Below are 12,338 nucleotides of genomic sequence, written 5' to 3'. Positions count from 1 at the left end.
ACCGCTAAAAACGCACTTGACAAGTTACCTAGTCGATAAGTAACCTTCATCGCAGACGTTTAACGGTTACACGAACGAACGCCCTCACTCGCGGAGAAACAACATGTCCACCATTGCTCATCGCCATATCGACGTCGACGGTTTCAACGTGTTCTATCGCGAAGCCGGTCCGGCAGACGCGCCGAAGCTGCTCTTGCTGCATGGCTTTCCCAGTTCCAGCCACATGTTTCGCGACCTGATTCCGCTCCTGGCCGACCGCTTTCATATCGTCGCGCCCGATCTTCCCGGTTTCGGCCTCTCCGACATGCCGAGCCGCGACAGCTTCGCATACACGTTCGATAACATCGCCGGCGTGATCGACCGCTTCACGGAACGGGTCGGCTTCGATCGCTATGCGGTCTACGTCTTCGATTACGGTGCGCCGACCGGTTTCCGCCTCGCGCTGAAGCATCCGGAACGCATCGCGGCGATCGTTTCGCAGAACGGCAATGCCTATGAGGAAGGACTGAGCGACGGCTGGAGTCCGATCCGCGCGTATTGGCAGACGCCGACGCAGACGAATCGCGATGCGTTGCGCGCGATGCTCACGAAGGACACGACGAAGTGGCAATACACGCACGGCGTGCCCGATGCGTCGGCGGTTTCGCCCGATGGTTACTCGCTCGACGACTACTACCTGAACCGTCCCGGCGCGCACGAAGTGCAGCTCGATCTGTTCGCCGACTATCGCAACAACGTCGCGCTTTATCCGGCGTTTCAGGCGTATTTCCGCGAGCATCGGCCGAAGTTTCTCGCCGTGTGGGGCAAGAACGATCCGTTCTTCCTGCCGCCGGGCGCGGAAGCGTTCAAGCGCGACATCCCGAACGCGGACGTGCGCTTCTTCGATACGGGCCACTTCGCGCTCGAAACGCACGCGGCGCAGATCGCGGCGGCGATCAAGGAATTCCTCGCCGACTAATCACGGGTAAGCAAGGCCGGGCGCGCACCCGGCCTTCGCTTTTACTGCGACATCGCGCCCGAAGCCGGATGGTCCATGCCCATCGCGTTGTTCTTCTTCATCTTGTCGCTCTTCTTCATCGAGTCGTGCGACATCGCGTCCTTGCTCATCGAGTCGTGAGACATGCTGTTTTTGCTCATGGCATCGTGAGACATGGCGTCGTTGGACATCGCGCCGCTCGCCTGCGCGAACGCGGACGAAGCGCCGAGCGCCATCATGGTTGCAAACACTACGGTCATCAGTCGCTTCATGGTGCATCTCCTTCGTGGGTTGAAAAGCAAAAAATGCGGTGCGGCGATCAGGAACCGCCGAACCAGTTGTAGCCCTGGTCGACCCAGTAGCCGCCCGGATACGTATTGGTGACGAACATCTCGACGATGTGCTTCGGGTTCTTGTAGCCGAGCTTGGTCGGCATGCGCAGCTTCATCGGATAACCGTATTTCGCGGGCAGACGCTCGCCGTCGTATTCGAACGTGAGCAAGGTCTGCGGATGCAGCGCGGTCGGCATGTCGATGCTTTCGTAGTAGTCGTCCGCGCAGCGAAAGCCGACGTATTTCGCGGTCGTGTCCGCGCCCACGCGACGCAGAAACTCGGAGAACGGCGTGCCGCCCCATCGCCCTATCGCGCTCCAGCCTTCGACGCAGATGTGCCGCGTGATCTGCTCCGCGTGAGGCAGCGCATACAGCTCGGGCAAGGTCCACACACGCTTGCCCGTGACGAGGCCGCTCACCTTCAGCCGATAGTCGCCGCCATCGACATGCGGCACGTCGTCGATGCCGTAATACGCGTTGAACGGAAACGGTCGCGTGAGCTGCGCTTCGGTATAAGTGGGCGCGAAACGCTTCGGGTCGAAGAGCAGCGCCTGCGCGCGATCGTTCAGGCGCGAGACGGCGGTCAGGAACGTGTTGACCGAGTCTTCATCGGTGATGGAGCAGCCGGTCAACAGCGACAGGCCGCCGAGCGTCAGCATGCGCTTGCCGAAGAGACGCCGCGAAGGCATGTCGAGTTCGCGGCGCGCGTCCGCGAGTATCGAGGCGCGGTCGAGCTTCATGATCTTTCTGTCGTTCGTGTTCATCGCGAGTCTCCGGATCAGCGGCCGCGCAGCATGGTGAGCAGCGAACGCGGCACGAGCGCGACCATCGCGACATGCACGACCACGAACGCAGCCATCAACGCCATCGCGCAGAAATGCACGACGCGCGCGCGGTCATAGCCGCCCATCATTTCGCGCAGCAACGGAAACTGCACCGACTTCCAGATCGCGAGACCGGACAGGACGAGCACGATCAGATCGATCACGACGAAGAGATAAGCGAGCTTCTGCACCGCGTTGTATTGACGAAGGTCCGCGTGCGAAAGCTTGCCGGTGAGCGCCGCGGTCAGATCGTGCAGGACGGCGCGCGGCGAGAGCGGAAAGAACTTTGCAAGAAAGCGGCCGCTCGCGAGATTGAGCGCGAGATACACGATGCCGTTGAAGACCAGCAGCCACATCGCGGCGAAATGCCATTGCAATGCACCGCCGAGCCATCCGCCGAGCGTGATCGACGTCGGAATGACGATGCCTGGAAACACCGGCGAAGCGTCGTAGATGCGCCAGCCCGAAAGCATCATGATCAGCGCGGCGAACGCGTTGAGCCAATGCGTGATGCGCAGCCAGAGCGGATGAATGGGCGGAATGCGTTGCGCGGTTTCGCGCGTCTGCGTGAGTGTCGTTTGCATGTCGGTCCCCGTGATGAAGCGTCGGATACGGGTGAATTCGTCGCGAGTCCGCGTTCGGTTACAGACGGGTTTTTCTTTTTCTGTTTCCCGTCGTGTAACCAATCGGCACGCAAAGACGAACTAGCTCACAAGACATGCAAGGAGTTCGTCATGCGGATACGCACGGCTTTCAACACGCTTGCGCAATGAAAAAGATGGACCGCGACGGCGCGTTTTCGACCCTCGTGAGCGCTATTGCGGCGCACCACGGCTTCGTCTATTCTGAAGCGCCCGATCTCACACACGACGCGTCCGCGCCCCGTACGCGCACGTCAGGCGCCGTGTATGAATCGCCGTCCGGCCGTCTCGCCAATACGGGAACCATCTTGCAAGAAGCGGAAAACCGCCTGAGAGTGCTTTTCATCGCCGGACTCGATGGCGACCCGAACGCATACCGCGATTTTCTGCAGGCGCTTACGCGGCACTTGCGCGGCTATCTGCGCAGACGCATTCCGCAGCATCGCGACGATGTCGAAGATCTCGTCCAGGACATTCTGCTCGCCGTGCATAATGCGCGTCACACCTATCGCACCGACGAACCGCTGACCGCGTGGCTGCACGCAATCGCGCGCTACAAGCTGATGGACTATTTCCGCTCGCGCGCACGCCGCGAATCCCTGAACGATCCCATCGACGACTATGCCGACTTGCTCGCCGTCTCCGACGACGAACCCGCGCAAGCGCGGCGCGACATAGGCAAATTGCTGGAGGACTTACCGGACAAGCAGCGCCTGCCGATCGTGCATATGAAACTCGAAGGCTTGTCGGTGATGGAAACCGCGCGCATCACGGGGCTGTCGGAATCGGCGGTCAAGGTCGGCGTGCATCGTGGGCTCAAGGCGCTCGCCGCACGGCTTCGGGGGTTGCGATGAAAACCGACGACCTCATCGGGCTGCTCTCGAATCAGGTGACGCGCATCGATCGCGGCGCGGTGGCGCGGCGCTTCGCCAGGGCGCTGCTGCTGGGCGCGCTCGGCTCGGTGATCCTGATGGCCATCGTCTACGGCGTGCGGCCGGATCTCGCGAGCATCGCGCGCACGCCGGTGTTCTGGGCCAAGATGGCGTATCCGTTCGTGGTGGCGATCGGCGCGTTCATCGCCGTGACGCGGCTCGGGCGTCCGGGCGTTCGTGCGGGTTATGCGTGGGCGCTCGTCGGCGTGCCGTTCGTCGCGGTGTGGCTCGCGGGCTGGCTGGTGCTCGAGGGCGCCGCGCCGGCCGAACGTCTGCCCATCGTGCTCGGCCAGTCGTGGCGTACGTGTCCGTTCAACATTCTGCTGCTGTCGGTCCCGACTTTTCCCGCCGTGTTCTGGGCGATGAAGAGTCTCGCGCCCACACGCCTTCGCCTCGTGGGCGCGGTCGCCGGTCTGCTCGCGAGCGCGATCGCCACCGTCGCCTATTGCCTGCATTGCCCGGAGATGAGCCCGGCGTTCTGGAGCGTGTGGTACGCAATCGGCATGATGCTGCCCGCGGGCATCGGCGCTTGGCTCGGGCCCAGGCTGCTGCGCTGGTGATCGGCGTCGTGAGGCGCGAGCGTACCGAAGCCGATCCTGCCAGGCCCGATCAATGCTGATGTAAGGAAGCGCGACGTCGCCGCGTCCGATCAGATGTCAGCCGGAGCAACGCCATGGGCCCCACTTCCCTTACTTTCGACATCGATCCCACCCCGCGCCGGGCAGACGGCGAGTTCATGGCCCACGCGCGAATCACCATGCCCGCGGAAAACGGAAGCGAGGGCCAGATCTTCATGAGCGGCGATCTTGCCGGATTCGACACGCGCGAAGACGCGATCGCGTACGCAAGGATCTGGGCCCGCGACTGGATCGACGCTTTCGTGCGGCTCAATACGCGATGACGCGTCCGCACGATCCCATCCCTGATATCGACCACCGAGACGAAAGCATGAACCAGCCGGAAAACAACGCAGCCAATGCAGAGGACGAGCGCGAAAAAGACCGCGCGGCTCGCGAAGCGCTGGACCGCGGCGACAAGGAAAAAATCGACAAAAAGCTCGATGAACTGGACGTATCGAGAACCGAGTCCGGAAAAGACCAGTCGTCGAAACCGGACACGGAAGGATCGAATTCATCGAGCAAGAACCTCGACGAGCAAGGCGACTAGCCGGGCTCCGCCGTCCCGCCCGAATCGATCGATCAGGCGGGACGAGTCGCGGTCAATGCTTGTCCGGCAGCGCATACGCGATCACGTAATCGCCGAGCTTCGTCAGAAACGAGCCGTGACCGCCCGCCGCGATCAGCACGTACTGCTTGCCGTTCGCTTCGTAGGTCATCGGGGTGGCTTGGCCGCCGGCGGGCAAACGCGCTTCCCAGAGCTTTTCACCGGTGTCGGTGCTGAAGGCGCGCAGGTAATCGTCCTGCGTCGCGCCGATGAAGAAGACGTGCCCGGCGGTCGTCATCGGTCCGCCCAGCATCGGCATACCCATGCGGAACGGAACCGGAATCGGCGATGCATCGCGCGTCGTGCCGATGCGTTTCTTCCAGATCACCTTGTTCGTGTCGAGATCGAGCGCGGCGACATAACCCCACGCGGGTTGCTTGCAAGGCAGACGCAGCGGAGACAGGAAAGGATTCAGCTCCACGCCATACGGCACGCCGTATTGCGGCTGAATGCCGACTTCGGTGCCGGTGCCCGCCTGGCCCGCTTGCGGCGGATCGATCGGATTGCCGGGGCCGCGCGGCACGAGCTTCGAGACGAACGGCAGCGCGATCGGATTGGCGATTGCGATGCGTCGGTCCGTATCGACGGCGAGCCCGCCCCATTCGAACATGCCGAGATTGCCGGGGAACACGAGCGTGCCCTGCTCGGACGGCGGCGTGAACGGCCCTTCGTACTTCAGCCGATGAAAGATCACGCGGCACATGAGCTGGTCGTACATCGTCGCGCCCCACATGTCCGCGTCGGTCAGGTTCTTTGCGGGCCGGAAAGTGAGCTGCGAGAACGGTTGCGTCGGCGAGAGGCGATCGCCCTTCGCCGCGCCTTGCGGGACCGGCTGCTCGGGCGCGGGCACGATCGGCTTGCCGGTGCGACGGTCGAGCACGAAGATGTTGCCGGTCTTAGCCGGTGCGTAGATCGCCGGAACGATGTTGCCGCTCTGATCCCTGATATCCGCGATGGTCGGCTGCGCGGGCAGGTCCATGTCCCAGAGATCGTGATGCACGGTCTGATAGAACCACGCGAGCTTGCCCGTCGATGCGTTGAGCGCGAGCAGCCCGCTCGCATAGCGCTCCTGATCGGGCGTGCGGTTGCCGCCCCATATATCGGGGGTCGTCACGCCCATCGGCAGATAGACGAGATCGAGCTTCGCATCGTAGGCAGCGGGCGCCCACGAGTTCGGCGAGTTCTGCGTGTAGCTATGTTGATCGTCGGGGATCGCGTTCGGGTCGTGCGCGCCGGGATCGAAGGCCCACAGCAGCTTGCCGGTGTTCACGTCGAAGCCGCGGATCACGCCCGACGGCTCGCGCGTGCCGTAGTTGTCCGTGACCGCGCCCGCGACGACGATCACTTTCGACGTGACGATCGGCGGCGACGTCGGCTCGTACTGGCCGGGCGTCTTGACCGGCTGCAGATGCTGAAGATCGAGCACGCCGTTCGTCGCGAACTCGGGGCACGGCTTCCCGCTCGCGGCGTCGAGTTCGAAGAGACGCCCATCGTTGACGGGCAACACGATGCGGCGCGCGCACATCGGCAGATTCGTCGTGTTGCCGGCGGCGCGCGCCTGCTCGGCGGCGGGCGTCTCGTAGTACGACACGCCGCGGCAAGTCACGTGCTGAAAACTCGGATCGGGCTTGAGCTTCGGATCGAAGCGCCATTTCTCCTTGCCCGTGGCGCCATCGAGCGCGATCGCATTCTGATGCGGCGTGCAGAAGAAGAGCGTGCCGTCGATGGCGAGCGGCGTCACTTCATCGGTGATCTCGACCGGATCGTTCGGGCCTTTCATGTCGCCCGTGCGAAAGCGCCAGGCTTCCTTCAGTTCGTGCGCGTTGCCCGCGTTGATCTGCGCGAGTTGCGAATAGCGCGTGCCGGTCTGCGTATTGCCGTAAGCGCGCCAGTCGCCATCTTGCTGCGCGGGCGCAGTGGCGGCAGCCGACGGCGCCGCGCGCACCGTGCCGTCCAGCTCCTGCGGATCGTTGAACACCGCATATGCGAGCGCGATGCCCGACAGCACGATGGTCGCACCGAGCGCGAGTGCGCCGGACTGCCGGGGCCACGTAAAGATGCGCAGCACGAACGGCAGCACCATCCATATGCCGACGATGACAAGCACATCGAGACGCGGCGCGAGCGCCCAGAAGTCGAAGCCCGACTCGACGATCGCCCATATCAGCGTGCCGAGCAACAGCGCCGCGTAGAGCCACAGCGCGAGGCCGTTGGCGCGCCAGACGAGCCACGCGATCACGAGCATCGCCACGCCGGCGACCACGTAGTATGGCGAGCCGCCCACCGCGATCAGCCATCCGCCGCCGATGGCCATGTAAAGCCCCGACAGAACGAGAAAGACGATCGTGATCCACTTCGGCACGGACGAAGGCGAACGATGCCGCGCGGGCGGCGGCGAGGAGGATGTGTTCATTCGATGGAAAAAGGATGCGTTGCCGGCAACGCAGCAGTCGTCGTGCCTGTCGTTTGCTTTACTTGGGGACGTGGGCCACGACCGCGCCGGTCGCGTCGACGATTGCGGTCTCGCCCGATGCGCTCACCGATGCCGGCGGCTCGATCGATTCCGCGAGCACGAGTTTCGGCGCGCCCGGGTCCGGCTGCGATGACGTGGCGCCTATTGCATCGATGACATCGGCGGCTGTCGCGGCGATGATCGACAGCAGATCGCTTGCGTACGACAGGAACGCGACCGGCAATGCAGGCTGCGCTTCGCTGGCCTGCGGCGCGCCCCACTGAACGCGCACATCGGCGAGCGCGGATTGCATCGTCTTTTCGTTCAGTTCTCCGAGTTGCCGGAAACCGACCGCAAAACTGGAAGCGGCGCGCAAGCCCGTCTCGAGATTCGTGCGCGCGACGGAGAAGAAAGGCTGCATCAGAACGGGAAACATTTGTACGCTCCATTAGCGATGAAAGTCGGCGAATCATGGAGCAACGGGTATGCCATACACGCGGGACTTTCGTTTCGTCAGGACGGCACGCCGATTGCGCCACGCACATGCGCGTCTCTCGACGCGCACCGCGACTTCATCGCATTCAAACGATTTCCAGTGGAGGCAAGCATGGCTGACAACGACCGCGCGCTCGAACCCGTCAACGCTATCAAGACCGAAAGAGCCGACAGCGCCTATGAATTCCCGACGAGCGACAACATGACATCCTCGAATGGAGACCACAGCAGCTTTCGCGAAGCATCGAAGTCATGGGATGCAGGCAACGATGCAACGTCGACGAGCAATCTGCGCTCCGATGCGAAGGCCCGGTTCGCCGACATGCAAGACGCGATGACCCGAAAGTACCGCGCCGCCGCCGATACGACCGACGACTTCGTGCACGAGAATCCGTGGAAGGCGATCACGATGGCCGCGCTGGTCGGCGTGGTCGTGGGCATGCTCGCCGCGCGCTGAGCATCGCTCGTTCGCTGAAAAGGAGGAAAGCATCATGGACGTCCCGGCTAGCGAAGAACAGATTCGGGCACTCGCTTATCGGCTTTGGGAAGAAGCGGGCGGCCCTGAAGGCCGCTCGGACGAGTTCTGGATCATCGCGCAGCAGCAACTGGCGACCGAGCCTGGCATGGGCGGCAACGAATTGCCGGGAGGCGAGCCCGCCGGCGCATCGCCGTCCTCTCGCTGATCTCGAAGATGACTCGACGACGCGCTTACTCGAACCTCGGTTTGCGCGTCGCCCGAAGATAGCGGCGGCCGGCGTCGAGCAGCAGCAAGGCGGCGACGCCCATCGCCACGCCGCGCATGCCGGGCGGATCGATGCGCGCATCGGTGTAAAGGCTTCGCTCGCGCACCTTGCCGTTGCGGCCCGACCGTTCGCGCAGACTGCCCGCCCCTTCATACAACGCGTCGCCTTCGCCATGAGGCTGCCGCGTGAGTTGCGCCTTCACGCCGACGAGACTGACCAGCCTGTCATACAGTCGCGGTGCGCGCTGGCCGAACGACGCCATCGCGCGCGACGCCCCACCGACATGGACATCGCGCTCGGGCACCTCGGCGCAATGCAATATCGCTTTAGCGACCACCTCGGGCGCATAAACCGGTTGCGGCAGCTTCGGCTCGTGCGTGAGATAGTTTCGCGCGTGCTCGACGAAGAGCGTGTCGATTCCCGCAGGCTTGATGAGCGTGACGGACACCGGCGCACGATCGTTTTCCAGCTCGATGCGCAACGCATCGGTATAGCCCTTCACCGCATGTTTCGACGCGACATATGCCCCTTGCAGCGGAATGGCGACATCCGACAGTTCACTGCCGAGATTGATCAAAGCGCCGCCATGCTCGCGCAGATGCTTCAACGCACTGAGCGAGCCGTTCACGATGCCCCAGAAATTCGTATCGAAGAGCTTGCGCTGGTCTTCGAGCGGGACGTCGGTACATCGGCCATAGAGCGATACGCCCGCATTGTTGATCCATGTATCGAAGCGCCCGAATCGCGCGATGGCCGCATCGGCTGCGGCCTGCAACTGTGCCGCGTCGCCCACGTCCGCAACGGCGTAAGCCGCTCGCTGGGTGTCACCGTGCGATAACTCGTCCGACAGCGCCTTGAGCGCCGCTTCGTCGCGCGCCACGAGCATGAGGCGCGCGCCGCGCTTCGCCGCCATTCTCGCGGTGACGAGACCGATACCGCTCGTCGCCCCCGTGATGACGATCACTTGTTCGCTGAGTGGTTTGAGCTGTACTCGCATGATGATCTCGCCGGTTATGGTTGGACCAAACCGGGAGAGCATGCGACATGCCGCGTTACGCCCACGAGCGCGCGGGCCGTATGAAAGCGTCGGCCGGAATGCCCGCCGATCGTCCGGCCATGCGCTCGAATTCGATCGGGTCGTGGCTGCAAAACACGTCGAGCTTGCCGCGCGAATCGACGCTGGCGCACAGCTCACGCAGCCTCGCCTGATTCCTTAGCCGCGCCGCGCGGTCCTTTTCCATCATCCATTGATAGAACGCCAGTCCCGGTGTACAGCGCGGATGTTCGAGATCCATCTCCGTATGAAAGAAATACGCGTCGGCCGCCAGCAGCAGCCAACCGTTTTCCTTGCGTACCGCGATGCCCGCATGACCGAAGGTGTGTCCTCTGAGCGGCACGAGTGCGATATCGTCCAACGAATCCGAGAGCGGCCGCACGCATTCGAAGCCATGCCAGCGGTCGCCGGCGGTGGCGTCGTGAAGTTGCCAGTTCGGCTGCGTCGACCATTGTTGAGGTCTGAAGCGCTGCCGATCGAGCCACGTCTGCTGACGCACCGCATAGTCGCGCTCGATGCGCAGCATATGCACCTTCGCGTGCGGGAAATCATCGAGGCCGCCCGCATGATCGAAGTCGAGATGACTGAGCACGATATGCCGCACGTCGCTGGCCGAAAAGCCCAGCCGTTCGATCTGGCGTAGCGCGGTCATCTCCTCGCGAAAGTCCGGCTTGAGCATCAGCAGGAAGAACGCCGACAGGCGGCTGCGCGGATCGGCGACATCGCGCAATCCGAAGCCTGTATCGATCAGAACGAGCCCTTCGCCCGTTTCGACGAGCAGGCAATGGCACGTCAGTTCGCCCCGGCGCAGAAGGCCGGGCGTGCGGCCATCGAAGATCTTGCCGCCGAGCGGACAACTCGATATGCAGTTGAGGTGATGAACACGCACGCCATGCCTCAAGCAGAGCGGTCTTCGCGCGGCACTTCGACCGGCAGCGCGCGCTTGTGGCGCGTCGCCGTATAGAAGCGGCGAATGGTCAGCAGCACTTCTTCGCTGACTTCCTTGCCCTCCAGAAAGTTGTCGATGTCTTCATAGCTCACGCCATAGCTATCCTCGTCGGGGCGTTGCGGCGTAAGCGATTCGAGATCGGCTGTCGGCACTTTCATCACGAGGCGATCCACCGCGCCCATCGAACGCGCAAGCGCACGCACACGGCGCTTGTTCAGACCCGACAAGGGCAGCACGTCCGCGCCGCCGTCGCCGAACTTCGTGAAGAATCCCATCAGCGATTCGGCCGCGTGATCGGTGCCGATGACGACGCCCACCCGCGCGCCCGCAACGGCGTACTGCGCGATCATGCGCTCGCGCGCCTTGATGTTGCCGAGCACGAAGTCTTCCTGGAAGTCGTCCGTGTACTGCGCGCCACCCTCTTTGAGCGCCGCGAGCATGGCGTCGGATGGGCCCTTGACGTTGACGGTCAGCGTTTCGTCCGGACGTATGAAATCGAGCGCGAGCCGGGCGTCTTCCTCATCGCGCTGCGTGCCATAGGGCAGTCTCAGCGCGACGAAGTGCGCGTCATAACCGCTCGCGCGAAGACGTTCGACGCTCAGTTGCGCGAGGCGCCCCGCCGTCGACGAATCCACGCCGCCGCTGATCCCCAGTACGTAAGTGCGAAGTCCCTGCGATGAGAGATAGCCGCAAAGAAAGTCGATGCGCCGCTCGCGCTCGGCTTCGACGTCGAAACCGCTCGCGACACCTAGTTCGCGAATCACGGCTGCCTGCCAGCTGCGCCAATCGGTAGCGTGCTCGTTCATCGTTTCTCCCTGACTCGCTGTGCGTGCTGCTGATCGAAGTAGTGTTCGATGCGCGATAGCGCATAAAGCGCCGCTTCGCGCCGGACATCGTTGCGTTCGCCTTCGAATTTCTTCGTCTCGCTGAAGGTGACGATGGTGCCATCGCGCGCACGATACGACCACGCGAAGCACTGCGTACCCGATGGCGGTCCGTCGGGCACCGCATCGGCGACGCCCGTATTCGATACCGCGATCTGCGCGCAACATGCTTCCTGCCGCAGCGCGCCCTCCGACATCTCGCGCGCGACGGCTTCGCTCGTCAGCCCATGCTGCTGCATGGTGTCCTCGCGCACGCCGAGGAAGCCGGCCTTGCCAGTCGGCGAGTACGTGACGAAGCCCACGTCGAGACAGCTTCCGCTGCCGGGCACCGACGACACCAGCGAGGCGATGAATCCGCCGGTACACGATTCGGCTGTCGCGAGCATGAGTCCGCGCGAGGTGAGGAATGACACGGCCTGACGGGGAATGTCCATGATTCGGCCTTCCGAAAGGTTCTGGTCTGTTGCGATGCTGTTAGCAGTTCATATGCCACTGCGGGAGCCCGGCATGTCGTGTGACAGCCGCAAAGAAAACGACGCACGCCGAACCCTGTCGGCGTGCGTCGATGTCGCGCTTACGGCAAGGCGTCGATCAGGACCGGGCTTCCGTTCCTTTGAGATTTCCATGCTTGTGAGCATGCGTGGCGCCGTACTTGAGCTCGAAGTGCGCGCCTTTTCCGCTCCGGGTGGGCGGAAAGTGCTCGCCTTCCACGCAGGTCACTTCGAACGTGTCCTTGCCGTCATCGTGGACCACCGAGTAGATACCCGAGACCTTCACGATCTCGCCCGGCTTGTATGAATTGTCGCCTGCCATCTTCATCTCCAGAGTGAAC

The 12,338-nt window shown here is 63.3% G+C and carries 17 protein-coding genes; 7 read left to right on the top strand and 10 right to left on the bottom strand.

Features of this window, described 5'->3' with window-relative positions:
- Window positions 1–103: 103 nt before the first annotated feature.
- Window positions 104–958 (top strand): alpha/beta fold hydrolase, encoded by an 855-nt coding sequence (locus tag NCS03_RS30375; protein WP_034471088.1) that lies wholly within the window; start codon window positions 104–106, stop codon window positions 956–958.
- A 41-nt stretch (window positions 959–999) separates the two neighbouring features.
- Here the strand turns inward: NCS03_RS30375 and NCS03_RS30370 are convergent, their stop codons facing one another.
- Genes NCS03_RS30370 through NCS03_RS30360 form a run of 3 tightly spaced genes read right to left on the bottom strand, consistent with a single transcriptional unit; the run spans window position 1,000 to window position 2,716 of the window.
- Window positions 1,000–1,248 carry a pentapeptide MXKDX repeat protein gene (locus NCS03_RS30370; RefSeq protein WP_250442215.1) on the bottom strand — a complete coding sequence of 83 codons (249 nt, stop codon included), beginning with the start codon at window positions 1,246–1,248 and terminating at the stop codon, window positions 1,000–1,002.
- Window positions 1,249–1,295: 47 nt separating this feature from the next.
- Window positions 1,296–2,072: a molybdopterin-dependent oxidoreductase gene (locus NCS03_RS30365; RefSeq protein WP_008345666.1), complete on the bottom strand. Its 777-nt coding sequence runs from the start codon at window positions 2,070–2,072 to the stop codon at window positions 1,296–1,298.
- 14 nt (window positions 2,073–2,086) lie between these two features.
- Window positions 2,087–2,716 carry a cytochrome b/b6 domain-containing protein gene (locus NCS03_RS30360; protein ID WP_250530447.1) on the bottom strand — a complete coding sequence of 210 codons (630 nt, stop codon included), beginning with the start codon at window positions 2,714–2,716 and terminating at the stop codon, window positions 2,087–2,089.
- A gap of 365 nt (window positions 2,717–3,081) precedes the next feature.
- Between NCS03_RS30360 and NCS03_RS30355 the strand changes: the two genes are divergently transcribed.
- The 4 genes from NCS03_RS30355 (at window position 3,082) to NCS03_RS30340 (ending at window position 4,872) form a co-directional block, all read left to right on the top strand.
- Window positions 3,082–3,627, top strand: coding sequence for a sigma-70 family RNA polymerase sigma factor (locus NCS03_RS30355; protein ID WP_033535687.1), 546 nt, complete (start codon window positions 3,082–3,084; stop codon window positions 3,625–3,627).
- Entirely contained in the window at window positions 3,624–4,265 is a 642-nt protein-coding gene (locus tag NCS03_RS30350) for a DUF1109 domain-containing protein (protein ID WP_008345671.1), read from the top strand. Before NCS03_RS30355 ends, NCS03_RS30350 begins: the two co-directional genes overlap by 4 nt.
- Before the next feature lie 113 nt (window positions 4,266–4,378).
- Window positions 4,379–4,606 carry a hypothetical protein gene (locus tag NCS03_RS30345; protein WP_008345673.1) on the top strand — a complete coding sequence of 76 codons (228 nt, stop codon included), beginning with the start codon at window positions 4,379–4,381 and terminating at the stop codon, window positions 4,604–4,606.
- Window positions 4,603–4,872, top strand: a complete 270-nt coding sequence (locus NCS03_RS30340) for a hypothetical protein (protein ID WP_250522700.1) — start codon at window positions 4,603–4,605, stop codon at window positions 4,870–4,872. Before NCS03_RS30345 ends, NCS03_RS30340 begins: the two co-directional genes overlap by 4 nt.
- A 52-nt stretch (window positions 4,873–4,924) precedes the next feature.
- Here the strand turns inward: NCS03_RS30340 and NCS03_RS30335 are convergent, their stop codons facing one another.
- Both NCS03_RS30335 and NCS03_RS30330 read right to left on the bottom strand, forming a co-directional pair.
- Window positions 4,925–7,342 carry a glucose/quinate/shikimate family membrane-bound PQQ-dependent dehydrogenase gene (locus tag NCS03_RS30335; protein WP_250522699.1) on the bottom strand — a complete coding sequence of 806 codons (2,418 nt, stop codon included), beginning with the start codon at window positions 7,340–7,342 and terminating at the stop codon, window positions 4,925–4,927.
- Between the two features lie 58 nt (window positions 7,343–7,400).
- Window positions 7,401–7,817, bottom strand: coding sequence for a hypothetical protein (locus NCS03_RS30330; RefSeq protein WP_250442213.1), 417 nt, complete (start codon window positions 7,815–7,817; stop codon window positions 7,401–7,403).
- A 171-nt stretch (window positions 7,818–7,988) separates the two neighbouring features.
- On the opposite strand from NCS03_RS30330, the gene NCS03_RS30325 reads away from it, so the two are divergent.
- On the top strand, window positions 7,989–8,333 hold the full coding sequence (locus NCS03_RS30325) for an ElaB/YgaM/YqjD family protein (RefSeq protein ID WP_061164684.1): 345 nt from the start codon (window positions 7,989–7,991) through the stop codon (window positions 8,331–8,333).
- A gap of 34 nt (window positions 8,334–8,367) precedes the next feature.
- Complete coding sequence (locus NCS03_RS30320; protein ID WP_008345682.1) at window positions 8,368–8,559, top strand: DUF2934 domain-containing protein; 192 nt, start codon at window positions 8,368–8,370, stop codon at window positions 8,557–8,559.
- A 25-nt stretch (window positions 8,560–8,584) separates the two neighbouring features.
- Here NCS03_RS30320 and NCS03_RS30315 read toward each other — a convergent pair whose 3' ends face one another.
- From NCS03_RS30315 to NCS03_RS30295, 5 genes are all read right to left on the bottom strand, one after another.
- Window positions 8,585–9,616, bottom strand: a complete 1,032-nt coding sequence (locus NCS03_RS30315) for an SDR family oxidoreductase (RefSeq protein WP_034471084.1) — start codon at window positions 9,614–9,616, stop codon at window positions 8,585–8,587.
- 55 nt (window positions 9,617–9,671) lie between these two features.
- Entirely contained in the window at window positions 9,672–10,562 is an 891-nt protein-coding gene (locus tag NCS03_RS30310; protein WP_250530446.1) for an MBL fold metallo-hydrolase, read from the bottom strand.
- An 8-nt stretch (window positions 10,563–10,570) separates the two neighbouring features.
- Window positions 10,571–11,428, bottom strand: a complete 858-nt coding sequence (nadE, locus tag NCS03_RS30305; protein WP_250504474.1) for an NAD(+) synthase — start codon at window positions 11,426–11,428, stop codon at window positions 10,571–10,573.
- Entirely contained in the window at window positions 11,425–11,940 is a 516-nt protein-coding gene (locus tag NCS03_RS30300) for a CinA family protein (RefSeq protein ID WP_008345691.1), read from the bottom strand. Before NCS03_RS30300 ends, nadE begins: the two co-directional genes overlap by 4 nt.
- A gap of 157 nt (window positions 11,941–12,097) precedes the next feature.
- Window positions 12,098–12,319 (bottom strand): hypothetical protein, encoded by a 222-nt coding sequence (locus NCS03_RS30295; protein WP_008345692.1) that lies wholly within the window; start codon window positions 12,317–12,319, stop codon window positions 12,098–12,100.
- Window positions 12,320–12,338: the final 19 nt, after the last annotated feature.

Source organism: Caballeronia sp. ATUFL_F1_KS4A, assembly GCF_023630905.1.
Taxonomy (GTDB): Bacteria; Pseudomonadota; Gammaproteobacteria; order Burkholderiales; family Burkholderiaceae; genus Caballeronia; species Caballeronia zhejiangensis.
Note: the sequence above shows the minus strand (reverse complement) of the source record. Positions and strands in the feature narration are given on the sequence as shown.

Coding starts and splice junctions, on each gene's coding strand:
- NCS03_RS30365 (WP_008345666.1), bottom strand. CDS start 2,072: ATGAACACGAACGACAGAAAGATCATGAAGCTCGACCGCGCCTCGATA.
- NCS03_RS30340 (WP_250522700.1), top strand. CDS start 4,603: ATGACGCGTCCGCACGATCCCATCCCTGATATCGACCACCGAGACGAA.
- NCS03_RS30335 (WP_250522699.1), bottom strand. CDS start 7,342: ATGAACACATCCTCCTCGCCGCCGCCCGCGCGGCATCGTTCGCCTTCG.
- NCS03_RS30295 (WP_008345692.1), bottom strand. CDS start 12,319: ATGGCAGGCGACAATTCATACAAGCCGGGCGAGATCGTGAAGGTCTCG.
- NCS03_RS30330 (WP_250442213.1), bottom strand. CDS start 7,817: ATGTTTCCCGTTCTGATGCAGCCTTTCTTCTCCGTCGCGCGCACGAAT.
- NCS03_RS30300 (WP_008345691.1), bottom strand. CDS start 11,940: ATGGACATTCCCCGTCAGGCCGTGTCATTCCTCACCTCGCGCGGACTC.
- NCS03_RS30345 (WP_008345673.1), top strand. CDS start 4,379: ATGGGCCCCACTTCCCTTACTTTCGACATCGATCCCACCCCGCGCCGG.
- nadE (WP_250504474.1), bottom strand. CDS start 11,428: ATGAACGAGCACGCTACCGATTGGCGCAGCTGGCAGGCAGCCGTGATT.
- NCS03_RS30315 (WP_034471084.1), bottom strand. CDS start 9,616: ATGCGAGTACAGCTCAAACCACTCAGCGAACAAGTGATCGTCATCACG.
- NCS03_RS30360 (WP_250530447.1), bottom strand. CDS start 2,716: ATGCAAACGACACTCACGCAGACGCGCGAAACCGCGCAACGCATTCCG.
- NCS03_RS30325 (WP_061164684.1), top strand. CDS start 7,989: ATGGCTGACAACGACCGCGCGCTCGAACCCGTCAACGCTATCAAGACC.
- NCS03_RS30350 (WP_008345671.1), top strand. CDS start 3,624: ATGAAAACCGACGACCTCATCGGGCTGCTCTCGAATCAGGTGACGCGC.
- NCS03_RS30375 (WP_034471088.1), top strand. CDS start 104: ATGTCCACCATTGCTCATCGCCATATCGACGTCGACGGTTTCAACGTG.
- NCS03_RS30370 (WP_250442215.1), bottom strand. CDS start 1,248: ATGAAGCGACTGATGACCGTAGTGTTTGCAACCATGATGGCGCTCGGC.
- NCS03_RS30320 (WP_008345682.1), top strand. CDS start 8,368: ATGGACGTCCCGGCTAGCGAAGAACAGATTCGGGCACTCGCTTATCGG.